20 protein-coding genes are annotated in these 23,814 nt (G+C 50.7%); 13 read left to right on the top strand and 7 right to left on the bottom strand.

What is annotated here, in order from left to right; translation table 11 throughout:
- Positions 1-47: 47 nt before the first annotated feature.
- The 6 genes from OSH01_RS11185 to glnA all read left to right on the top strand — a co-directional run bounded on the left by OSH01_RS11185 (position 48) and on the right by glnA (position 8,014).
- A complete protein-coding gene (locus OSH01_RS11185; RefSeq protein WP_266124181.1) occupies positions 48-1,169 on the top strand; it encodes a metallophosphoesterase family protein in 1,122 nt (373 codons plus the stop codon).
- Positions 1,169-3,814 (top strand): AAA family ATPase, encoded by a 2,646-nt coding sequence (locus tag OSH01_RS11180; protein WP_266124180.1) that lies wholly within the window; start codon positions 1,169-1,171, stop codon positions 3,812-3,814. Before OSH01_RS11185 ends, OSH01_RS11180 begins: the two co-directional genes overlap by 1 nt.
- Before the next feature lie 31 nt (positions 3,815-3,845).
- Positions 3,846-4,589 (top strand): ribonuclease PH, encoded by a 744-nt coding sequence (gene rph / locus OSH01_RS11175; protein ID WP_266124179.1) that lies wholly within the window; start codon positions 3,846-3,848, stop codon positions 4,587-4,589.
- A gap of 21 nt (positions 4,590-4,610) precedes the next feature.
- Positions 4,611-5,222 (top strand): RdgB/HAM1 family non-canonical purine NTP pyrophosphatase, encoded by a 612-nt coding sequence (gene rdgB, locus OSH01_RS11170; protein WP_266124178.1) that lies wholly within the window; start codon positions 4,611-4,613, stop codon positions 5,220-5,222.
- Between the two features lie 3 nt (positions 5,223-5,225).
- Positions 5,226-6,434 carry a radical SAM family heme chaperone HemW gene (hemW, locus tag OSH01_RS11165; protein WP_266124177.1) on the top strand — a complete coding sequence of 403 codons (1,209 nt, stop codon included), beginning with the start codon at positions 5,226-5,228 and terminating at the stop codon, positions 6,432-6,434.
- A gap of 167 nt (positions 6,435-6,601) precedes the next feature.
- A complete protein-coding gene (gene glnA / locus OSH01_RS11160; protein ID WP_266124176.1) occupies positions 6,602-8,014 on the top strand; it encodes a type I glutamate--ammonia ligase in 1,413 nt (470 codons plus the stop codon).
- 112 nt (positions 8,015-8,126) lie between these two features.
- Here glnA and OSH01_RS11155 read toward each other — a convergent pair whose 3' ends face one another.
- The 3 genes from OSH01_RS11155 to OSH01_RS11145 form a co-directional block, all read right to left on the bottom strand.
- Positions 8,127-8,927: an ABC transporter ATP-binding protein gene (locus OSH01_RS11155; protein ID WP_266124175.1), complete on the bottom strand. Its 801-nt coding sequence runs from the start codon at positions 8,925-8,927 to the stop codon at positions 8,127-8,129.
- Positions 8,924-10,588: an ABC transporter permease gene (locus OSH01_RS11150; RefSeq protein ID WP_266124174.1), complete on the bottom strand. Its 1,665-nt coding sequence runs from the start codon at positions 10,586-10,588 to the stop codon at positions 8,924-8,926. Before OSH01_RS11150 ends, OSH01_RS11155 begins: the two co-directional genes overlap by 4 nt.
- A gap of 87 nt (positions 10,589-10,675) precedes the next feature.
- Positions 10,676-11,707 carry a Fe(3+) ABC transporter substrate-binding protein gene (locus OSH01_RS11145; RefSeq protein ID WP_266124208.1) on the bottom strand — a complete coding sequence of 344 codons (1,032 nt, stop codon included), beginning with the start codon at positions 11,705-11,707 and terminating at the stop codon, positions 10,676-10,678.
- Positions 11,708-12,065: 358 nt separating this feature from the next.
- Between OSH01_RS11145 and OSH01_RS11140 the strand changes: the two genes are divergently transcribed.
- The 6 genes from OSH01_RS11140 (at position 12,066) to OSH01_RS11115 (ending at position 18,446) form a co-directional block, all read left to right on the top strand.
- The gene (locus tag OSH01_RS11140; RefSeq protein ID WP_266124173.1) at positions 12,066-12,842 is read left to right on the top strand and encodes a ferredoxin--NADP reductase; all 777 of its coding nucleotides are present in this window, start codon (positions 12,066-12,068) and stop codon (positions 12,840-12,842) included.
- A gap of 140 nt (positions 12,843-12,982) precedes the next feature.
- A complete protein-coding gene (locus tag OSH01_RS11135) occupies positions 12,983-13,369 on the top strand; it encodes a Rid family detoxifying hydrolase (RefSeq protein ID WP_266124172.1) in 387 nt (128 codons plus the stop codon).
- Positions 13,370-13,383: 14 nt separating this feature from the next.
- A complete protein-coding gene (gene recG / locus OSH01_RS11130; RefSeq protein WP_266124171.1) occupies positions 13,384-15,453 on the top strand; it encodes an ATP-dependent DNA helicase RecG in 2,070 nt (689 codons plus the stop codon).
- Positions 15,454-15,498: 45 nt separating this feature from the next.
- The gene (locus OSH01_RS11125) at positions 15,499-16,464 is read left to right on the top strand and encodes a LysR substrate-binding domain-containing protein (protein ID WP_266124170.1); all 966 of its coding nucleotides are present in this window, start codon (positions 15,499-15,501) and stop codon (positions 16,462-16,464) included.
- Between the two features lie 283 nt (positions 16,465-16,747).
- Complete coding sequence (locus OSH01_RS11120) at positions 16,748-17,230, top strand: Dps family protein (RefSeq protein ID WP_266124207.1); 483 nt, start codon at positions 16,748-16,750, stop codon at positions 17,228-17,230.
- Positions 17,231-17,321: 91 nt separating this feature from the next.
- Complete coding sequence (locus tag OSH01_RS11115) at positions 17,322-18,446, top strand: branched-chain amino acid ABC transporter substrate-binding protein (RefSeq protein WP_266124169.1); 1,125 nt, start codon at positions 17,322-17,324, stop codon at positions 18,444-18,446.
- 60 nt (positions 18,447-18,506) lie between these two features.
- Here OSH01_RS11115 and OSH01_RS11110 read toward each other — a convergent pair whose 3' ends face one another.
- The 4 genes from OSH01_RS11110 to ugpB all read right to left on the bottom strand — a co-directional run bounded on the left by OSH01_RS11110 (position 18,507) and on the right by ugpB (position 22,805).
- Positions 18,507-19,592: a sn-glycerol-3-phosphate import ATP-binding protein UgpC gene (locus tag OSH01_RS11110; protein ID WP_266124168.1), complete on the bottom strand. Its 1,086-nt coding sequence runs from the start codon at positions 19,590-19,592 to the stop codon at positions 18,507-18,509.
- 23 nt (positions 19,593-19,615) lie between these two features.
- Positions 19,616-20,458, bottom strand: a complete 843-nt coding sequence (ugpE, locus tag OSH01_RS11105) for a sn-glycerol-3-phosphate ABC transporter permease UgpE (protein ID WP_266124167.1) — start codon at positions 20,456-20,458, stop codon at positions 19,616-19,618.
- Between the two features lie 18 nt (positions 20,459-20,476).
- Entirely contained in the window at positions 20,477-21,361 is an 885-nt protein-coding gene (gene ugpA / locus OSH01_RS11100) for a sn-glycerol-3-phosphate ABC transporter permease UgpA (RefSeq protein ID WP_266124166.1), read from the bottom strand.
- Between the two features lie 136 nt (positions 21,362-21,497).
- The gene (ugpB, locus tag OSH01_RS11095; RefSeq protein ID WP_266124165.1) at positions 21,498-22,805 is read right to left on the bottom strand and encodes a sn-glycerol-3-phosphate ABC transporter substrate-binding protein UgpB; all 1,308 of its coding nucleotides are present in this window, start codon (positions 22,803-22,805) and stop codon (positions 21,498-21,500) included.
- Between the two features lie 168 nt (positions 22,806-22,973).
- Here ugpB and proC point away from each other — a divergent pair, with 168 nt between their 5' ends.
- Positions 22,974-23,813 carry a pyrroline-5-carboxylate reductase gene (gene proC / locus OSH01_RS11090; RefSeq protein ID WP_266124164.1) on the top strand — a complete coding sequence of 280 codons (840 nt, stop codon included), beginning with the start codon at positions 22,974-22,976 and terminating at the stop codon, positions 23,811-23,813.
- The last annotated feature ends 1 nt before the right edge of the window (position 23,814 follow it).

Here is a 23,814-nt window from a genome sequence, read left to right as displayed (position 1 = left end):
AGCTTGTATCCGCTACACTTAGGTCTATCTCTTTAGGCGGGGACATTATGCTCACGTTTTTACACACGGCTGACTGGCAAATTGGACGTCAATATGGCCGCTTTTTACCCGAGGATGCGGCGTTGCTTTTTGAGGCTCGCTTCGATGCAGTGAAGGCGATTGCTGCGTTGGCCATTGAAAAGAAAGTGGATTTCGTGGTGGTAGCGGGGGATGTGTTTGACAGTCAAACCTTAAGCGATAGACAGATTTTGCGCTGCTTCATGGCGCTGCGTACCTACACAGGGCCTTGGTTATTATTACCAGGGAATCACGACGCAGCGTTAAGTGAAAGTGTTTGGACGCGAGCGCAACGCTTGGGGGCGATTCCAGATCATGTGCATGTGCTGCTGCGACCGGAACCATTGGTGCTGCCCGAGCTAAATTTGACGGTATTGCCGGGGGTGTTAACGCAGCGTCAAAGCTACCAAGATTTAAGCGCTTGGTTTGATCACGTGCCGGTAGAGCAGGGCATGTTTCGTATAGGGGTGGCACATGGTAGCGTGCAAGGCATTCTGGCTGAACATATTGACTCTCATAATCCCTTGGCGGCGGATCGTGCCGAGCGAGCCCAGCTGGACTATTTAGCCTTGGGCGATTGGCACGGTATGCGTCAAATTAATGCTCGTACATGGTATAGCGGCACGCCCGAACCAGATCGTTTTAAGGATAATCAGCCGGGTCATGTACTGCATGTCAGTGTGTCTGCTCCAAGGGCCTTGCCAGAGGTTACAGCCATGCCTATTGCCCGTTATCAATGGCATAGTGTGGCGGTGGAGTTCACCCACGATGAGCAGGTGCAGGATTTTGAGCAAAGTACACTGCAATACGATTTATACAGTGTGATTGAGCTTGAGTTGACCGGTCACTTAAGTTTAGCCGCCACGCAAGCGTTAGATGCGGTTCTGCTAAGGCTTGAGTCGCGTGTGCGCAGTGTGGATGTGCAGCGTGAGGCATTGCTATTGAGCGCTACCGAGGAGGATATACAAGCCCTACAGGTGGATGGTTATGTGCAAGCCGCGCTCGTAGCGCTACAGGCACAACAGAAAGCGGGTGGCGAGGCAGCACAAACGGCGGGTGACGCCTTGTTGCTTATGGCACAAATTCTTAATCAGGCAAGGCAGCAACTCTAATGCAGATACTGTCACTGACACTACAACAGTTTCGTCGTTTTGAGCAGGCGGTAGAACTGCGTGATTTGCATGCCGGACTCAATATTATTGCCGGGCCTAATGAGGCCGGTAAAAGCACCTTGGCGCAAGCGATTCGCGTGGCGTTTTTTGAGCGTCACAGCACGGGTAGTGGCCCGTTAAAAAGCTTATTGCCTTGGGGAGACAGCACGGCAGCCCCCGAAGTAACAGTGCGGTTTTGCATTGCGGATAAACAATACACGCTGCAGAAACGCTTTTTCAAAGCGCGCCGTTGTTTTCTGGATTTTGCAGGACAACGCTTGGAAGGTGAGCAGGCAGAACAGCACTTAGCCGAACTGTTGGGCTATGAATACGCTAATCGCGGGGCAAGCGATAAAAAAAACTGGGGCGTGCCCGGCTTACTATGGATTGAACAAGGTCAAGGGCAAGATCTGCGCGAGGCCGTATTGGCTGCCGGTGCCACCTTGCAGCAGGCCTTGGGTCAACATGTGGCCGAATTAGGCAGTAGTGATGGCGAGGAACTGATTGAACGGGTCAAACGTGAGCTGTTTAGTCTGCGTACCGAGGTGCAAGGCAGTCCTAAAGGTGACTGGTTGGCGAGCTTGCGTCAGCAAGAAGAACTGCAAACCCAACTGAAAGAGTGGCGCGCCCAGCTACAGCAGTATCAGCAAGGGGTAGATGAACTGAGTCGTCTGAAGACGCTATTGCAACGCCATGAAAAAGAGCAGCCTTGGCAGGCGATGTTGCAGCAACAGCAAGCGGCTGAAGCAAAGCTGGCGCAAGCGCAGGCTTTTGTGAAGCAAGAGGAAAGCTTATGCCAGCAGCTAGAGTTATTAAGGCTAAATCTGGGGCGTTTGCAGGATGGTTTGTTGGCCCAACAAGAAAAACAGGTGGCTTTTAACGCCAAACAAGAGCAGTTACATAGCCTGTTGCAAAGCTTGCCAGGAATAGAGCAACAACGCGACCATTTACACTCACGTTTCCAGCAGGCCTGCCAAGATCGAGATCAATACGAAACCTATCGAGAGCAAGCGCGTCAGTGGCAGCTATGGCAGGCCCAAAAAGCCAGCCACCAAGCAGCCATGCAAGAGCACGAACGTTTAGGTCGACGCTTGCTTGAGGCTACGAAGCTGGACCAGCAAATCGCCACATTAAGTGCTTTAATTCACCAAGAGCCGGTACAAGCGGACGCCATTAAACAGGCGAAGGCGTTGCAAACACAACTACAGCGTTGGCAGTTGCAGCTAGAGGCGCAAGCGCCTGAGCTATGGTTTGATTTACAGGCGCAAGCTGAACTCCAGTTGGGGCAAGAGCGTTTGCAAGGGCAGGGCAAGCGCTTATTAAGTCAGACAGCAATTATTGATTTAGGCGCTGCGGGCACGGTGCGTATTGTTCCCGCCGCCGCTTCCAACACCGAGGCCTTGCATAGCGATATACAGCACTGTCGCCAACAATTAAACAGTTTGCTGGAAAGCCTTGCTGCGCAAAGCATCGAGGAGTTGGAGCGCCGCTGGGAAATCAAACAAGAGCGCGTACGCGACTTACAGCATGATCAAAACACGTTGATGCGGCATGCTCCGCATGGGGTATCGGCTTTGCAACAGCAAGCCCAGGCGTTGATTTTACAACTGACTGAGGCTCCTAGGCAGCCGGAAATCACGGTGCCTGATGGTATAGAGCTCTCTCAAGCCGATATGCTGGAGCAGGAGTTTCAAGCGCGTAAAAATAGGGCGCAGGCGTTGGAGGAGGAGTGGCGCCCCTTACGTGAACAGGTGCAGCAGCATGTCTTGCGCATACAGGCATTAGAGTCGGACATCGCTGCGCAGAAAGAATTGCTAAGTGACCCCAGCTATTTGTTGCAGCAGCAAGACCGGCGCATGCAAGCTCAGGCCTTACAAGAGCAAGAGCGTGTGTTGATTGAGCAAATTGCTCAGGCTAAACAGCACTATAACGATGCCGGAGCAGACCTATTACGGCAAGACATTACGCGTTATGCGCGCAGCGCTATACAGTTCAAGCAAGATTATGAACAAGCTAGGGAAGACCTATTAGTACTGCAAACCAAGCTGGAAAGCCAAGGAGTGCAGGGTTTGGATGAAAAAATTGCTGATCACCAAGGGCAACTTGAGTTAGTCCAAAAACGTAACGCAAATTATGCGCGCCGAGCGGCGGCGTTGCAATTGCTATTGGATACCTTGCAAAGTAAGCGACGAGACTTAACCGAACGCTTATTGCAGCCGTTGCAATCACGTATGTTGCATTATCTACGCTTTTTACCGCAAGCCAAGGCAGTGATACTCGATCAACACTTTGCGCCCACAGGTTTACAACGGGACGCTGGGGTCGGGTTAGCGGATGTGGTGGAGGATCTAAGCTTTGGCACACGCGAGCAACTGGGTTTGATGGCCCGTTTAGCGTATGCCGATTTATTACAAGAGGCTGGTCATCCCACGTTCCTGATGCTGGATGACGTTCTGGTGCACAGCGATGAGCAGCGCCTAGAACAAATGAAGCGCATGCTGACGGATGCGGCTCTGCGACACCAAATCGTGCTATTCACATGCCAAGAAGAAAAATGGCAGGATATGGGGGTACGCATACAACGTTTGCCACAAGCCTTACAATAAGACTTTTCCCTTGTTTACGCGGAGTACCGTTTTGTCAGATTCCCAAGCACAAATTACCCGTCACGCCGGACGTCTCGCCGATCAATTGCGTGATGTGCGCATAGAAACCGCGTATACCCGTCATGCGGAAGGGTCCGTGTTGATTCGTATGGGCGATACCCATGTGCTGTGTAATGCCAGTGTGCTCGAGCGCGTGCCTCCGTTCTTGAAAGGTAAAGAGCAAGGTTGGGTCACCGCAGAATATGGCATGTTGCCGCGCTCTACCCATACCCGTTCCGATCGTGAAGCCGCGCGTGGCAAGCAAAGTGGTCGTACGCAGGAGATTCAGCGTTTGATTGGACGCAGCTTGCGTGCTGTGTTTGATTTGTCCGCTTTGGGCGAACGCACCCTGCATATAGACTGTGATGTCTTGCAAGCCGATGGCGGCACTCGGTGTGCCAGTATTACGGGGGCGTGGATAGCGGCCGCCTTAGCTGTGAAGCATTTACAGAAAAACGGTACCTTAACGACGCAGCCTTTAGTCCAGTCGTTGGCGGCGGTGTCAGTAGGGCTGGTACAGGGCTCTCCAGTGCTGGACTTGGACTATATCGAGGACTCCGGCTGTGGCGCTGACATGAATATTGTGATGACGGGAGCCGGACAGTTCGTTGAAGTGCAGGGCACGGCAGAAGGGCAAACCTTCGATCGCGCTACCTTTAATCAGCTATTGGATTTGGCCGACAAAGGAATACGCGAACTGATGGTGTTGCAACAGCAAGCCGTAGACTGCGCCTAATTGATGAGTTTTTGGTGATTTATGACACGAACACGTGTAGTGCTGGCTTCGAATAATGCCGGTAAATTAAAAGAGTTCAATGCTATTTTGTCCGCGGCAGGCATCCACATGGTGCCGCAGGCTGAGCTCGGGATTTCTGAAGCCGATGAGCCGTTTGGCACTTTTGTTGAAAATGCTTTGCAAAAGGCACGCCACGCCAGTCGCCAAAGTGGCTTACCTGCGTTGGCGGATGACTCGGGCCTGTGTGTAGACGCCCTAGATGGGGCGCCTGGGGTTTACTCGGCCCGGTATGCTCAGCGGGAAACGGGGGCTGAAAAGTCCGACGCGGCGAATAACCAGTTACTGGTTGCGCGTTTACAAGGTCAGGCAAAGCGTGACGCTAGCTACATTGCTTTATTGGTGTATGTGCGCAGCGCGGACGATCCTCGACCCATTATTGTGGAAGGTAACTGGCGCGGCCAAATTGTTGATCAACCGGCGGGTGAACATGGCTTCGGTTATGACCCACATTTTTATATTCCCGAACACCAACAAACTGCTGCCCAAATGAGTCCAGAGCTGAAAAATAGCATTAGTCACCGTGGCATGGCGTTGCAAGCCTTGCTGGCGCGCTTACAGGCGGAGCAAAGTTAGTTCATGTTGGACACTCCACGCGTTCGTATTAGCCCAGGTTCCCAATCACGTAACCTGCTAAGCAGTTTGCCCCCCTTATCGGTATATGTACATGTGCCCTGGTGCATACGCAAGTGCCCCTATTGCGACTTCAACTCGCATAAAGCACCCGCGGAGCTGCCCGAGCAAGCGTACCTCGCTGCACTCCAAGCTGACTTAGAACAAAACCTACCCTTAATTTGGGGTAGGCAAGTGATTTCTGTATTTATTGGTGGGGGAACGCCCAGTCTGCTTTCTGCTGCCGCCATCGAGCAAATGCTGACTATGCTGCGCTCTCATTTGAATTTACTGCCCGATGCCGAGATTACGCTTGAAGCCAATCCTGGTACTGTCGAGGCACAACGCTTTAAGGCATACGCGGCCAGCGGTATCAATCGCGTGTCGTTAGGGGTACAAAGCTTTGACGATCAGGCCCTACTGGCTTTAGGGCGAGTGCATAATGCGGTGCAAGCAAAGGCGGCGATTGACGTGGCGCAGTCCTGTTTTCCGCGTGTGAATCTAGATATTATGTATGCCTTGCCCGGCCAAACCTTACAGCAGGCAGAGCACGATATACGTACGGCTTTATCCTTTGGCACTGAGCATTTGTCGTTGTATCACTTAACACTGGAGCCCAATACCGTCTTTGCTAAGTATCCGCCTGTGTTGCCCGACGATGATTTGAGTGCAATGATGCAGGATCAGTTGATCGAACTGAGCCAAGCGGCGGGGTTAGCACAATATGAGATCTCAGCCTATGCCAAACCTGGCGCCCATAGTCGGCATAATTTGAATTACTGGGAGTTTGGCGATTACGTGGGGATAGGGCCGGGCGCGCACGGTAAGTTGTCTTTTCATGATCGTATCCTACGCACGGCCACGGTGCGTAGCCCGCAAAGCTGGATGGAGCAAGCAGTATTGCGTGATGGGAGTCATTATGCGCATCATGCTCGCGTGCAAGAGGCCGATTTACCCTTTGAGTTCATGCTGAATGTACTGCGTTTACGTGACGGTGTACCGGCTGCTTATTTTCAAGAACGCACCGGGCAGTCTTTGGCGCAAGTACTGCCGACGATACGTGAACTGATTGATAAAAAGTTGCTCGCGCCTGATCCGGTTAGAATTAAAACCACGGATATGGGCTGGCGTTTCTTAAATGATGTGCAGTCCGCCTTCCTGAACGATACAGAATGAGGCAATAAGACGGTTTCACTACATTTTTTTGCCATCTGCGCAGGCACAATGCACTACAATTTATCTTGTGTCACATTGCTGTGCATTAACATTTATGTGGTGCGAATCACCTCTTAAGCAGCACGACTGTTTATGTGTTTTTTTCTATTCTCTATGCCGGAGTCATCATGTCTAGCCCCGAAGACGTCCTAACACTGTTAAGTGAGCGTGAAATCGCTTTTGTGGATTTCCGTTTTACCGACACCCTGGGTCGCGAGCACCATTTAACCGTGCCTGCCCATACTGTGGATGAGGACCGTCTGGAATCTGGTTTACCTTTCGACGGTTCCTCTTTGCCTGGTTGGAAAGGTATCGAAGCCTCGGATATGTTGCTGGTGCCCGACACGAGCAGCATGCGCATGGACCCTTTCCGTGAAGAGTCTACCTTGGTGTTGAGCTGCGATGTCGTCGACCCCGCCGATTTAAAAGGGTATGACCGCGACCCCCGCTCCATCGCCAAGCGTGCAGAGGCCTACCTTCGTGCTACCGGCTTAGGTGATACGGCTTACTTTGGCCCCGAGCCCGAGTTTTTTGTGTTTGATGGCATTAGCTGGAATGACGAAATGTCTGGCAGCTTTGTCAAAATTCAGTCCGAATCGGCCCCTTGGTCACGTGGCGCCGATTTAAACGGACGCAACTTGGGGCATCGCCCGGCAGTTAAGGGCGGCTATGTCCCCGTGCCTCCGGTTGATGCTTATGCCGACTTGCGTGCTGAGATGTGCTTATTGCTGGAACAGCAAGGCGTACCGGTCGAGATTCATCACCACGAAGTGGGTGGCGCAGGGCAATTAGAAATTGGTACTCGTTTCTCGACGTTAGTACAGCGGGCCGACTGGAACCAAATTATGAAGTACACCGTGCATAATGTTGCCCATGTGTACGGAAAAACAGCCACTTTTATGCCTAAGCCTATTGTGGGCGATAACGGCTCGGGTATGCACGTGCATCAGTCCATTTGGAAAGATGGTCAAAATATGTTTGCGGGCAATGAGTACGCTGGTTTGTCTGAAATGGCCTTGTTCTTTATTGGTGGCATCATCAAGCACGCACGCGCACTAAATGCCATTACGAATCCGTCCACGAACTCGTACAAGCGTTTGGTGCCGCATTACGAAGCACCAGTGAAACTGGCTTATTCGGCCCGGAACCGCTCAGCCTCCATTCGTATTCCTTACGTCAGCAATCCCAAAGCGCGTCGTGTCGAGTCACGCTTCCCAGATCCTATGGCCAATCCTTACTTGGCGTTCTCGGCTTTGCTAATGGCCGGCTTAGACGGGGTACAAAATCGCATTCATCCTGGTGATCCTGCAGATAAAAATCTGTACGATTTGCCACCTGAAGAAGATGCAAAAATCCCCACCGTTTGCTCATCGCTCGAGCAGGCGTTAGATGCGCTAGAGCAAGATCGCGAGTTCTTGACTCGTGGCGGTGTGTTTAGTAACGATATGCTGGATGCCTACATCGAACTCAAACGTCAAGAAGTTACGCGCTTGCGCATGACGCCTCATCCGGTAGAATTCGATATGTACTACAGCCTATAAATAGGTCTGTATAGCAGGGCAATAAAAAGCCGAGTAGTGCCACGCTACTCGGCTTTTACGTTCTTTACGCCTGCATTGTTATTCTTTATCGTGGTTTGCAGGTGAGGACGTACTACGCCACCGCCTCGGCTTGCTGTTCACCGCGTAAATAGGCCTGGGCACGTTGTGCCATAATGGCTTCTTTGCGGATAAAGTCAGCGACAAAGTCGTTCACCGGCTGATGGTGCAAGCCATAGGGGGTATCCCATTGCAAGATTTTCCCTGTTTGCATGACGCCGATGCGGTCGGCGATGGCAAAGGCTTCGGCTTGGTTGTGGGTAACTAAAATAGCGGTGGTGCAGGTGGCTTTTAAAATGTCCCGTACTTCAAACGCTAGGCGCTCACGCGAGTCCACATCTAAATTGGAAAACGGTTCATCCAGTAATAACAGGGCAGGGCGTGGGGCTAGGGCTCGCACCAATGCTACACGCTGTTGTTGGCCACCAGACAGTTCGTGCGGATAGCGATTGCACAGGTTGTGTAAATCAACCAGTTTTAGCATTTCGTCGACGCGAGCCTCACGGTCGGCTTTGTCCCAGCGACGTAAACCAAAGGCTACATTTTTTGCCACGGTTAAATGGGGAAACAAGGCATAGTCTTGAAACATCATGCCTACATTGCGCTGTTCGGGGGCGAGCTGTTGGTTCGGTAAAGATAAGATTTGTTCGCCTAGACTGATACGTCCGCTGCGCAACGGCTCAAAGCCTGCGATCGATCGTAATACTGTCGTCTTACCACAGCCTGAAGCGCCTAACAGGCAACCAATTTCTCCTTTGCGCAACGACAGGCTGAGCCCTTGCACCACTGGCTTAAGGCCCTTGGAGGTCTCGTAGGAAAGGGTAATATCTTGCAGGCTTAAAAAGGCGGAATTCATGATGATTTTCCTGTGTTCATTAGCTGTGTGCGAGCTAATAAAATAACGGGTACCAAACCGACGGCGACGATCGCTAGAGCCGCTACGGCCCCTTCTTCGTAGGTGCCCCGTGCAGCTTCGGCATAGAGCCAGGTCGCCAAGGTTTCGAAGTTGCTGGGACGCAATAAAAGGGTGGCCGGCAGCTCTTTCATGGCATCCACAAATACTAATAATGCTGCTGCACCGATGGCAGGTCTAAGCAAGGGTAGATGCACTCGATACAAAGTACTGGCGGGCGTCTCTCCGAGTAAGCGCGATGCCTGCTCTAACGAGGGGGGGATTCGTTGCAAGCCCGCTTCGGTACCACCCACTGAAATGGCTAAAAAGCGCATCGTATACGCTAAGACTAAGGCGGCACTGGAGCCCATTAGCAATAAGCCGCTGCTGGGTATGCCTAACCATGATGCGATGCGATTATAAAAATCATCAAAAAGCACAAGTGGCGTTAATAAACCTAGAGCAAGCACGGTGCCGGGAATGGCGTAGCCCAAAGAGCTAATACGCGCCATCGTCAAACCATAAACAGGACGGTCGGCATTACGAATACGTCTACCCGCCCAGGCCACCACCAGGCCACAAACGACGGTGAGCAGGGTGGCAAACAGGGCGATGCTGACGGTGTTAATGGCGCTAGCGACTAACTGTGCGGATAAGGCTCCGGCGCGATCTAGGTATTTATGAGTTTCTTGAATTAAATATAGGGCGGGAATAAAAAAGCCCAGGGTAATAGGCGCCCATCCCAAGCCTATGGCAAGTAACATTGGGGCACCGCGTAAGCGCTGCGCTTGAATAGGACGCGAGCGAATTTGGCTGGTATAAGCTTGTTTACGACGGCCATAGCGCTCGAGCGTAATCAAACTTGCCACAATCACTAGCATGGCGATAGCTATTTGCGCTGCACCCGCCATGTTAGAGCGCGTGACCCACGTCGTGTAGATGGATACCGTTAGCGTTTGCACACCCAGAAATTCCGAGGCGCCAATATCGTTCAGGGTTTCTAATAGCGCTAGGCTAATGCCTACGGCAATGGCGGGTCTGGCCAGTGGCAGAGCAACACGGAAAAATACGCTACGACCAGACTCTCCCATTACGCGTGCTGCTTCAAGCAAATTGGCCGACTGAGTGGCGAACATGGCGCGCGTACTCAGGTACACGTACGGATACAGCACAAAGCCCAGTAAAAATATAGCGCCGCCTAATGAGCGCAAATCGGGCAGTCTAAATTCGCGTGGGCTGCTGTAGCCCATTACGTCACGGATGAGCCCTTGCACCGGGCCAATGGGGTGCAAGATATCAAGGTAGGCAAAGGCCACAATATAGGTGGGTACGGCTAAGGGCAGCAGTAATGCCCACGATAAAGCTTTACGGCTGGGGAAGTCGTAAGCGGTGACTAACCAAGCAGCACCTACACCCAGTAGGGTCACCACAATCCCCACGCCCAATAAAAGAATGAGGGTGTTTTTCATGGCGTTAGGCAAGACGAACTGGGCTAAGTGCGCCCAGTGTCCTACGTCTCCGCCAAAAGCATAAAAAACCAAGGTGATAATAGGGGCCGCTACGCATAACGCGATGAGACTGGCAATGCCTTGCCACCAAGGTAAACGACGAAAAAACTGAGTCATGCGTAGAAAAAAAGCGGTGCTGCTGATGTGCGAAAACCGCAGTCCCCAATAAGGGGCACTGCGGTTTCTTGGTTAGCCTGGGAATTACTAATTATCAAAACCAACTTTGTCGACCAATTCGCTGGCTTGTTTACGATGCTTGGCGATCTCGGTTAATGGCAGGGGATCAATAATGAGCTCGCCAAAACTTGCCACAACTGGGTCAAGCTCTACGCCTTTTTTAACGGGATACTCGTAATTAGCTTTTGCGTACATACTTTGTGCCTTATCGGACACCAAGTATTCTAGCAATTGAATAGCTTGTTCCTTGTTAGGGGAGTGAGCAGCTAAGGCGGCGCCAGAAATATTCACGTGAGTGCCTTTGCTATTCTCGCTACTGAATGTAGGGCGTAAGACTTTGATGCCTTCCCCCCATTTGTAGGCATCTGAACCGGGTTCCGCGTTTTTCATGCGGCCTACATAGTAGGCGTTGGCAATACCAACATCACAAATGGCACCCAAGATGTCACGGGCAACATCGCGGTCACCGCCGGCAGCTTTACGTCCCAGGTTTGCCTTAACGCCTTGTAGCCAAGCTTCCGTCGCTTCGACACCATCGTGAGCAATTTTGGCGGCAATCAGCGCGGTGTTGTAAGGATGCTGACCAGAGCGAATACATACTTTGCCTTTGTATTTAGGGTCGGCAAAGTCTTCGTAGGTAATTGATGTGATGTCTAAGTCTTTATCTACATAGGCAACGCGATCACGTAAGGAAAGCGAAAACCAGTCGCCATCGGTGCCACGCAGGTTAGCGGGAATGGCAGTTTCTAGGGCTTCGGACTTAACTGGTTGAGTCACCCCTGCCTCGACTAAGTCGAGCAAATTACCAATATCAACGGTCATTAACACGTCGGCGGGCGATTTATCGCCTTCCGTTTTTACGCGCTCAATCAAACCGTCTTTCACAAAAACAGTATTAACCTTAACGCCTGTGTCTTGTTGGAACGCTTCCAGCAGTGGGGTAATCAAGCCTGGTTCACGGGTAGTGTACAAATTAACTTCATTTGCTGCTTGAGCGGCGCTAATGCTTGCTAATCCGGCTAAGCCTGCAAAGCAAAGTTGTTGGAATAGCTTTGTCATGGTTATGTTGACATGCATGGATGGTGCTCCTTACCCGCAATAAATAAGATAATAGGAATGATTATCAAAGAGATCAGCAAAGGTAACAGCAAATTTGGGTCTGCACAAGTGTTTTAGATCAAAAATACGGGAGTGAATTGCTGTGTATCAACAATGATTGCGATTTCCATTTAAACCCTCTTAAAGCAGTTAAATTGCGCTAAACACTGATTGTGATCAATAGGTTTGGCAGGGTTATCCCTGCTTAATTGGCCGCAGGCAGGGTAGAATACATGCTGTAGTGTGCTAAAAGTTCTTCGTCTCAGCCCTTTTAGCCCTCTTTTTCACTAACTTCTTTCGGTCCTAACTCCTACTCGCAATGGCAGCTTTTAACTCCGAACGTGTGCTTAGCGTTCATCACTGGAACGACACTTTATTCTCCTTTACTACCACGCGTGACAAAGCCTTACGTTTTCACAATGGCCACTTTGTTATGTTGGGATTAGAGGTAGACGGCAAGCCTTTGATGCGTGCTTACAGCATTGCTAGCGCTAACTACGAAGAAAATTTGGAGTTTCTCAGCATCAAAGTGCCAGACGGCCCCTTGACTTCACGTTTGCAACACCTGAAAGAGGGCGACACCGTGTTGGTGAGCCGCAAGCCGGTGGGAACCTTGGTGATTGACGACCTGAAGGCCGGGCGAAATTTATTCTTGCTAGGTACCGGTACTGGTCTCGCTCCCTTCATGAGCATTATTAAAGACCCCGAGACCTACGAGCGTTTCGAAAAAGTGGTACTGGTACACGGAGTGCGCTTTGTGAGTGAGCTCGCGTATGCGGATTTCATCCAGAATGAACTGCCCAATAACGAGTTCTTCGGTGAATTAGTACGTGAAAAGTTGCTGTATTACCCCACAGTCACGCGTGAGCCGTTCCGTAACGAAGGCCGTATTACTCAAGCGCTGGAAAGTGGTAAGCTATGCCAAGACTTAGGGTTGCCCGCTATAGATCCTGCCCAGGATCGCGCCATGCTATGTGGTAGCCCTTCCATGTTGGCTGATTTAAGCGCCATGCTCGATAGTTTTGGCTTTGTCGTCTCTGCAGGTGTGGGCCAGCCAGGCGACTACGTCATTGAACGGGCTTTTGTCGAAAAATAAGCATAATAGGGCACGAGGCGTGTCTATTTGCTCAGTCCCTATCAAGGTTACTCAGGAAAATGTGCATTTTTCTTGTTAAATTTTCCTATAGAAGTTTAAACTCTGATAGACCTTCTTTTATTCACTTTTGATGGTTTTTTATGGCTAAGCAAATTATTTTTACAGACAGCGCTCCTGCTGCAGTAGGCCCTTATTCTCAGGCTGTGGTTGCTCCTAGCGGCAAGACCGTCTATTTATCTGGCCAAATTGGTCTAGAGCCAAGTACTGGCGAATTAGTATCAGAAAATTTTGAAGCTCAAGTCAGGCAGTCTTTCGCCAATCTGGAAGCGGTGATTAAGGCGGCAGGCGGCGAAATGAGCAACATAGTACGGTTAGGTTTATTCCTAACTGATTTAAGTAAATTCGCTAGTGCTAACGCCATTATGGCCGAGCTAGTGCCTCAACCTTTCCCTGCTCGCTCCACCATAGGTGTTAGTAGTTTGCCGAAAGGGGCACAGTTCGAGGTCGAGGCGATCATCGTTATTTAAGTTCTGTTTGGGAAATGGCCACCCAGCCAACTGCTGCACCTAGCAAAAAAAAGACTAGCACGATGGCCCAGCGCTTAGAGCGCTTGGGCCTGGTTGCGCCAGCCGATTTCGTCGTGCATTTGCCTATACGCTACGAAGATGAAACTCATGTGCAAGCTATTGCCGAGGTTCACCCTGGTTTATCGGTCCAAGTGGAAGGTACGATTTTAAGCGTTGACGTGCAGCAGCGCCCAAGAAGGCAGTTACACGCGGTCATTGAAGACGAGTCGGGCCGCTTGTCTTTGCGTTGGATACATTTTTATCCCAGCCAAATTAAAGCCTTAGCTGTTGGACGTCAGATTCGCGTCCGGGGCGAGATTCGACAAGGCTTTAATGGCTTAGAAATGGTGCATCCTAAGTTAAGCAATGCGGGGGCTGCGCTAGCCCGCGCTTTAACGCCCGTATACCCCACCACTGATGGCCTCACTCAGCCTAGTTTACGTAAGTGTATTGCGCAGGCGCTTGAACAGGCGGATCTTCGCGATACGCTACCAACGGCATTACGCGATGAGCTACAGCTCATGCCTTTCCAAGAGGCCATCCGTCTGTTGCATTACCCCCCCCCAGACTTAAGTTACGAGCGCTTATTCCACGAGGGCCATCCGGCTTGGAATCGGATTAAATTTGATGAGTTGTTAGCGCAGCAGTTATCACTGGCAGCAGCGAGACAAGCACGTCGTGCGCAGAAGGCGCAGCCGCTAGCAGCACGGCACTCCGCTCTTGAACAGCAGTTACGCGCCAGTTTACCGTTTCAATTAACCTCCGCTCAAGAACGCGTGGTGAATGAAATTGCGCATGATATGGCACGTGACTTTCCCATGCACAGGCTGCTACAAGGCGATGTGGGTAGTGGTAAGACAATTGTGGCTACGTTAGCCGCCACGCAGGCGATTGCTAGCGGATATCAGGTTGCTATCATGGCGCCCACCGAAATCTTGGCGGAGCAGCACTATGTGAAAATTAAAGCTTGGTTAGACCCGTTAGGAGTGCCTCTGGTTTGGCTGACGGGAAGTTTGAGCGCCAAGAAAAAACATGAAGCGTATGAGGCTTTACGGACCGGAGCGGCCACACTCGCCGTTGGTACACAAGCTCTTATCCAAGAGCACGTTCAATTCCAGCGCTTAGGCTTAGTGATTTTGGATGAGCAACATAGGTTTGGAGTGGGCCAACGGCTTGAGTTGAGCCGTAAAGGTGATAAGGCCAATCGCAGCGGCAACACCTTGATTCCACACCAATTAAATATGAGTGCTACACCTATACCACGCACTTTAGCCATGAGTTACTTTGCGGATCTTGATGTATCGGCTATCGATGAGCTTCCCCCTGGCCGTAGCCCCGTTATCACCAAGTTAGCATCGGATGCCCGCCGGCCAGAAATCATGGACCGTGTCAGGGCAGAGGTCGCCCAGGGACGGCAAGCGTATTGGGTCTGCCCCTTAGTGGAAGAAAGTGAGGCACTACAGTTGCAAACCGCCATTGATACCCATTTGGTGCTTACCCAAGCTTTGCCAGAGGTGCGTATAGGCCTGATTCATGGGCGCCAGTCTGCCACCGAGAAGGCGCAAATAATGGACGCTTTTCGGGCCCATGAGTTAGACGTGTTAGTAGCGACGACAGTCATTGAGGTTGGGGTCGATGTGGCCAATGCGTCACTCATGATTATTGAACATGCGGAGCGCTTTGGCTTAGCACAACTGCATCAACTGCGTGGTCGAGTAGGGCGGGGCCATATACAGTCTGTATGTGTTTTACTGTACCAAACGCCTTTATCGCATATTGCTCGCGCACGTCTGCAAGCCATGTATGAAACTACCGATGGTTTTGAAATTGCTCGACGCGATTTAGCACAGCGAGGGCCCGGTGAGTTCATGGGCATGCGTCAATCGGGCCAAGCAGTATTGCGTTTTGCCAGTTTAGATACGGATGCCGCTTTAATTGAACAGGCGCAAGAAGTAGCGGTTGTGTTGCGCGATCAATACCCTAATGCGGCAGCGGCGCATATGCAGCGCTGGATGAAAGGACGTGAAGAGCTACTGAGAAGTTAGTACTTAGCGCTGGACAAAAACGTCTTCCACTACGAGAATTTACTTATGACTTTGACCGAACTTAAATACATAGTGGCCGTCGCTCGCGAGCGTCACTTTGGACGCGCAGCAGAAGCGTGCTTTGTCAGTCAGCCCACTTTATCGGTAGCGGTTAAGAAGCTGGAGGACGAGTTGGGAGTCACTATTTTTGAGCGTGGAGGCTCAGAGATAGGTATCACTCCTATAGGCCTGCGCTTGATTACACAAGCCCAAAAAGTGTTAGAAGAAGGGGCTAATATGCGCGAGATCGCGCGCCAAGGGCAAGACCCATTAAGCGGCTCCTTGCGAGTGGGGGTGATTTATACGATAGCCCCCTACTTATTGCCTAAGTTAGTACCTAAGCAAATTGAGCTGATGCCGCAGATGCCTTTGCTGTTGCAAGAAAACTTTACCGTACGGTTAGTAGAGTTGCTTCGTCAAGGCGAGATAGACTGCGCGATCGTCGCCTTGCCTTTACCCGAGAGCGGTTTTGCGGTGCGGGAATTATATGATGAGCCGTTTATGGTCGCGGTGCCGCATGAGCATCCTTGGGCGCAACGCACAGAAGTGTGCCCAGACGAGCTGAAAGAGCAAACCATGTTGCTGCTTGGGGCGGGTCATTGCTTCCGCGATCAGGTATTGGGCGTGTGCCCTGAGTTATCCCGTTTTTCTGCCTCCAGTGAAGGAATACAGCGTACCTTTGAGGGCTCCTCGCTGGAAACTATACGTCATATGGTCGCCGCGGGGATTGGGGTCACGGTGCTGCCTGCAAGCTCGATCAGCGCCTTGGGCCAGTTTAATGACTTATTAACTTATATCCCCTTTACCGACCCTGTGCCCGACAGACGTGTAGCACTGATTTGGCGTAAAAGCTTTCCGCGTCAAGCAGCCATTGATGCCTTAACTCAAGCAGTCATGGAGTGCGGCGTCGAGGGAATCCATTATTTACCTGTGGAATACGGTAATAATCAACAATTTCATGAATTGGTCTGATTGTAGGCCTTTGTTTGCGTGGTATGCTGCGCAAAAGCACTTTTAGTCCTTTGATTTTCAGGAGCTTATTATGGCAAAAGCAGTCAAGGCAGTTAAAAAAGCAGTTAACACCCCGACCAGTAATGTGGCAAGTGGTAGCCCCGAAGCAAAAGCGGCGGTTAAAACTGCTAGCCCAGCAACACCTGCAGCGCCCGCTAAGAAAGCTGCGGTAAAAAAAGTAGCAAAAACCAAAACAGTGGCTGCTAAGGCTCCCGCAAAAAGTCAGCCAGAAGGTACACCTGTCGTGTCTCCTAGTGCTTTGAATATCGATATTGGTATCAGCGCGACGGATCGCAGCGCGGTGGCTCTAGAACTATCCAGGGTACTGGCTGATTCTTATACTTTGTATTTGATGACGCATAACTTTCATTGGAACGTTACGGGTCCCATGTTTAAGACCTTGCATGAACTGTTCATGACCCAATACACAGAAATGTGGCAGGCGTTAGATGATATTGCCGAGCGTATTCGTGCACTAGGCTATTATGCCCCGGGCACGTATGCCGAGTTCGAAAAGCTGGCTACGATTAAACAGCCCAGCAAAGTGCCTAATGCTACTGAAATGGTAGAGCTATTGGTAAAAGGCAATGAAGCCTTAGCGCGTGTTGCCCGTACAGCCTTTGACCGAGCCGACAAAGCGGATGATCAGCCTACAGCCGATTTGCTGACACAACGCCTAGACATACACGAGAAAAATGCTTGGATGTTGCGCAGTTTGTTGGCATAAGCTAATAGATTACCCTTAAATTTACTTGCAAACTGAAGCATTCACTGTACAGACAGTGTATGCTTCTTGCACCAATCTGGAGGTGTATTCTATGAAGATTCGTTTCACTCCGCTCGCAGCGGCATTGACCTTTTCTAGCGGTTTGTTGTTTGCCGGCGCTGCCATGGCTGATGATATCCGTATTGCTATTGCAGGCCCGTTCACCGGCCCTGTTACCCAGTATGGCGATATGGTTAAACAAGGCGTGGACACCGCCGTTGAGCAGATCAACGCGGCCGGCGGCGTGTTAGGTAAAAACCTAGTAGTCGTTACGATGGATGACGCTTGTGAGCCTAAACAAGGGCCTGTAGTAGCCAATCGCATTGTTAACGAAAAGATTAATTATGTTGTCGGGCATGTATGCTCTGGTGCTACGGTAGCCGCCACTGACATCTACGATAATGAAGGCGTCGTTATGGTGACTCCTTCGGCGACTGCGCCTATCGTCACTGATGGCAAAGGCTATGAAACTATCTTTCGAACCATAGGCCGAGATGATCAGCAAGGCCCTGCCGCGGCGAAATTTATTGTTGAACAAATTAAGCCTGCTAAGGTAGCAGTCTTGCACGATAAGCAGTCTTATGGTCAAGGTATTGCCTCTGCTGTGCGTGATGATTTGCAAAAAGCAGGCATAGAAGTAGCCTTTTTTGAAGGCATCAATGCAGGCGATAGCGATTACTCTGCTGTGATTACTCGTTTACGCAGCTCGGGTGCCGACTTCGTTTACTTTGGTGGTTATCATCCGGAAATGGGTTTGTTGCTGCGTCAGGCCGCTGAGCAAGGCGTAAACGCAGGTTTTATGGGCCCTGAGGGCGTGGGTAATCCCGATATTAACGCCATCGCGGGTAAGGCTGTAGAAGGCATGCTGCTAACTCTACCTGCCGATTTTACCCAAAACCCAGATAACGTAGCCGTAGTAGAGGCCTTTAAGGCCAAGGGCCGCGATGCTGGTGGCGCGTTTCAAATGACTGCCTATGCAGCCACTAAGGCGATTGCTGATGCGATTCAGGCTGTGGGTGCTGATGATCCGGCAAAAGTGGCCGAGTACTTGCACGCAAACAGTGTGAATACACCAATTGGTGAGATCAACTGGAACAAGCAAGGTGACTTGAACGAGTTTAAGTTCGATGTGTTCTCGTGGCACGAAGATGGCAGCAAAACCGTGTACGGTAAATAAACCAGCGGTTTAACGACTATTGCTTACCCCCAGTTGCTGTATAGCACTGGGGGTTTTTTGTTAGGCATCTATACGTAAGCCGGTAGCGCGGTCGAACCAGTGCAGGGCGTAGTCAGGGTCACGCCCGACTTGTATCGTTTCGCCTACTTGTATGGGGTAGTTCGCTGTGGCTTTCATAGGGCAGCGCACCACTAGACCGTGATCTTTATGCACCCCATGAATAAGCTGTTCAGAACCTAAAATTTCAATCATTTCCACTTGTAGTGAAATACCGCTGGCATGCAATTTACTATGTTCAGGACGAAGCCCTAAGTAAAGTTCACGTCCGTGGGTATAGGAAGGTACATCAATGGCTTGAAAGTGCAACGCTTGCCCCATGGTGTCCCATACAACGCCATGCCGGTCCACCGAGACGGGGAGTAAATTCATGGGCGGGGAGCCTATGAAACTGGCCACGAAGGTGCTGGCAGGGCGTTCAAAAACGTCGCTAGGGGTGCCTATTTGCTCGGCAATGCCTTTATTCATCACAACCATGCGTGTGGCTAGCGTCATGGCTTCGACCTGGTCATGCGTGACGTACAGGCTGGTCGTGCGTAAACGTTGATGTAATCGTTGAATCTCCAAACGCATTTGAACCCGCAGCTTGGCATCTAAGTTAGATAGGGGCTCATCAAATAGGAAAACTTTGGGCTCACGCACGATGGCACGGCCCATCGCGACACGTTGGCGCTGACCGCCTGATAATTGCGAGGGGCGGCGATCAAGTAGGCCGGTGAGTTCAAGGATGCCTGCGGCACGCTCAACCAATGTACGAATTTCTGCTTTGGGTACACGACGTATTTTTAGACCATAGGCCATGTTGTCGTAGACAGTCATGTGCGGATATAGCGCATAGTTTTGAAAAACCATCGCAATATCCCGCTCTGCGGGTTCTAGGTTATTAACGATTCGACCATCAATGGAGATCTCGCCTTCGGTAATGCTTTCTAGGCCAGCCACCATACGCATTAAGGTAGATTTCCCACAGCCGGAGGGGCCCACGATGACCAGAAACTCGCCATCTTGTACATCAATATTGATGCCGTGTATGACTTGGGTGCCGTTGGGGTAAGTTTTCTTAATATTGGAAAATTTTAAGGTGGCCATATAACAATCCAGTCTTGGTATGACTATTTTTCAGAGTCTATCAAGCCCTTCACAAACCAGCGCTGCATTACAAGCACAACGATAGCTGGAGGGGCCATGGCGAGCATGGCCGTGGCCATCACGATGTTCCACTGAGTGACACTGTCACCGCCGGCGATGAGCCTGCGTATGCCCACCACGATAGGATACATATTTTCGCTAGTAGTGCTAATTAACGGCCATAGATATTGATTCCAGCCATAAATAAACTGGATAACAAAAAGAGCGGCTATAGTGGTTTTGGAAAGGGGCAGTAAGATATCCCAGAAAAATCGCATGGGACTGGCCCCATCGATACGGGCCGCTTCCATTAACTCGTCGGGTACGGTTAAAAAAAACTGGCGAAATAGGAAGGTAGCGGTGGCCGAGGCAATCAGGGGCAAAATTAAACCGGTATAACTATTTAGCATTCCTAGTTCTGCGACGACTTGATAGGTAGGCATAATACGTACTTCGACGGGCAGCATCAGAGTGATGAAAATCATCCAAAAAAACAGCAGTCGAAAACGAAAACGAAAATACACGACGGCAAATGCTGACAGCATAGAAATCGCAATTTTTCCTATGGCGATGCCTAACGCCATCACCGTACTTACCCATAACATTTGAATAACGGGCGGATCATTGCGCTTGGTACCGAATAGGGCGGCGCTGTAGTTATCCCAAAAGTGTGCACCCGGTAGTAGGGACATGGGTGCACGAGCCACTTCTACGGCGCTTTGAGTGGAGGCGACAAAGGTTACGTAAAGTGGAAAGGCGATGGTCAGCACCCCAAGAAGTAAAATGAGGTGGCTGAATAAATCAAGCAAGGGGCGGCGTTCAATCATAGTGGGATTAACAGTATCTTATTGATAACTGACTTTACGATCTATGTAACGAAATTGAATCACGGTCAGGATCCCCACTAGCAGCATTAAAATAACGGATTGTGCAGCGGACGAGCCTAAGTCAAGGTTTACAAAACCGGTGGTGAATACACGGTAGACCAATATAGCAGTGCTTTCTCCCGGCCCGCCGCGTGTGACCGTGTCGATAATAGCGAAGGTGTCGAAGAAGGCATAAATGATATTAACTACGAATAAAAAGAACGTAGTAGGAGAGAGCAGAGGAAATACGATAGACCAGAAGCGACGTAAGGGGCTGGCTCCATCAATAGCAGCGGCTTCAATCAAAGAGCGTGGAATCGCTTGTAAGCCGGCCAGGAAAAATAAAAAATTGTAGGAAATTTGCTTCCAGACTGAGGCTAGCACCACCAGAAACATGGCGTCGTTGCTATTAAGACGGGGATTCCATGCGATTCCCCACTTAAACAGATAAACGGCAATAATGCCCACCGAGGGGGAGAATAAAAATAGCCACAAAACCCCCGCTACGGCAGTGGCCACGGCATACGGCCAAATAAGCAGGCCACGGTAAAGCAGGGCGCCACGTACTACGCGATTGGCCATGACAGCTAACAACAAGGCAACACTTAACCCTGATACAGCAACCAAGACAGAAAATAGGGCGGTGGTTTTGAATGATTCCAGGTAGCTACTTTGCGCAAATAGCTCACGGAAATTGTCTAAGCCTACAAACTGACTGGAGAGCCCAAAGGGGTCCTCTAGATGGAAAGCCTGCCAAATTCCTTGGGCAGCGGGCCAAAAAAAGAACACCAAAGTAACCAAAAGCTGAGGGGCTAGGAGCAAGTAGGGCAGCAGCTTATGGTTGAATACGGCACGTTTTTCCATAGGTACGAAGAAAACCGAAGGCTAGACTTGAAAACTAATGGGCGATGGACGAAAAAATAGGGCTATGCGTAGTAACACAACAGGCTCGTATGAGCCTGTTGTGTTTAAATTGTAATGCAGCTTAGCGAATCAAGCCCTACTTCTGGCTTTTCTCAAAACGCTGCAATAGCTCATCACCACGAGTTTGCATCGCTTTCAGACCTTCCTCTACACTGACCTTGCCTGCAAAGATCTGCTCCATCAAGCCTTCCTCGATATCACGAATTTGAGGCAAGAAGCCCAGGCGTATACCGCGGGAGTTTTCGGTGGTGTCTGCGGACAATTGCTGAATGGCAACATCAGTGCCAGGGTTTTTGTCGTAGTAGCCAGACTCTTTCGTTTTCTCGTAGCCCCCTTTCGTCACGGGGACGTAACCGGTTTCTTGGTGCCAGACCGCGGCTTGTTCGGGACTCACTAGAAAATTGAAGAACTCAACAATCCCTTTTTCGACTTCCGCTGGGCGTTTTGCAAACACCCATAATGATGCCCCACCAATAATTGAGTTCTGTGGTGCGCCTTTCACGTCGTCGTAATAAGGTAGGGATGACATTCCTAGATCGAATTCGCCGGTAGCCACAATGTTGGCACGACTGGCGCTTGAGCCCGTAAACATTCCACATTTTCCAGTGGTGAATAAGGAGTTGGCTGTATCGCCACGGCCGCCGTAGGTAAAGGTGCCATCTTTAGCCATGTCAGTTAAGAAGCCTACGTGCTTGGTAAAGAGGGGGTCGTCCAGTTTTAAGCGCGCTTGAGGGCCGCCAAAACCGTTGTCATCACTAGCGTAGGGGATGTTGTGCCAAGCAGCAAAGTTCTCTAATAAGATCCAGCTAGGCCAAGAAGTGGTATAGCCGCACTCGTAGCCGGCTTCACGCAATTTCGCCCCCGCAGCCGCCACTTCAGCCCATGTTTTTGGTGGATTGTTGACATCTAAACCCGCTTTTTTGAATGCATCTTTGTTGTAATAAAAAATAGCGGTGGAACTGTTAAAGGGCATGGAGATAAGCTGGCCGTCGGTAGACGAGTAGTAACCTGCCACAGCCCCTAGAAAATCACTGGCTTTAATAGGCTTGCCGACTTTCTCAGACAAGGCTTCAATGGGTTCTATCGCACCCTTAGCGCCCATCATGGTGGCGGTGCCTACTTCAAAAACTTGTAAGATATCAGGTGCATTGCCAGAGCGGAAAGCGGCGATACCCGCATTCATCGATTCGCCATAGGTACCTTTGTAAGAGGGCACCACCACATAATCTGACTGGGTTTGGTTAAAGTTTTCGACCAGGTCATTGACTCGATCGCCTAAAGCACCTTCCATAGAGTGCCAGAATTGAATTTCTGTGGCAGCATGGGCGGTACCCAGTGTGGCCATTAAAGCAGTGAGTGTTAAAGCAAGTTTATGTTTACGCACGAAAGCTCTCCGGTTAAGTGCTGCCAATCGGAAGGCAGCTTTAAGCCTTACCAGTTTATGACTGGTTTGTGTCTAATGTATGACCAACAAGCTGATTGATTTACTTTACACTTAAAGCCCTGGATTTTGTTAGCCTCAAGTTCAACTATTAAAACATACACTATTACTATGATTAACACTCAACAGACCCCTTTTAAGCTGGCTTTTATAGGCGCGGGTAATATGGCGTGGGCCTTAGCGTCGGGCCTACTTGGTAAACGATTCGGAGGCTCTGACGTGCTTGCCATCGATCCTTATCCAGCCTCGCTAGAGAATTGGAAAGAGCATGGTGTGCGCACTCAAGCCGAGGTCGGACCAGAGTTAAGTCAGCAAAGAGTGTGGGTACTGGCGGTAAAACCGCAAGTGATGCAAGAGGTCGTTACAGCCTGTGCGCCCTATTTGCGCGAGGATACCTTGGTCATCAGTGTGGCGGCTGGTATTCCAGCGGAAACAATCGCCTCTTGGCTAAGTGTGGATAAGCCTTTTAATCGCGTGATACGCTGTATGCCCAATACTCCAGCCTTTATAGGTTGTGGCATTACCGGGCTGATGGCTTTACCGGGTGTCGACGAGGCCGATCGCGAGATTGCACGGCAATTGCTCAAGTCTGTGGGTGAAGTGGTTTGGGTGGAAAACGATGCCGCTATTGATGCCGTGACGAGTCTGTCGGGTAGCGGGCCTGCCTATGTGTTTTTGTTCCTAGAGGCGTTAATTAAAGGTGGCATCGAACAAGGCTTAAGCCCCGAGCAAGCGCGCCAACTTGCCTTGGCAACCTTAAATGGCGCCACACAGTTAGCCACCTTGTCTCCCGAGGAGCCTTCCGTACTGCGTGAGCGAGTGACTTCTAAAGGTGGAACGACCGCCGCCGCCCTAGACGTACTCAACCAGGCCGGTTTCGTCACAACCGTGACCCAAGCGATGGCCGCTGCACGTCAGCGTGCGGCGGACATGGCGCGTGAGTTTTCTTGAA

The organism is Alcaligenes endophyticus, from assembly GCF_026344035.1.
Lineage (GTDB): Bacteria > Pseudomonadota > Gammaproteobacteria > Burkholderiales > Burkholderiaceae_B > Alcaligenes > Alcaligenes endophyticus.
The sequence above is the reverse complement of the archived record's forward strand: the minus strand, read 5'-3'. Positions and strand labels throughout refer to the sequence as shown.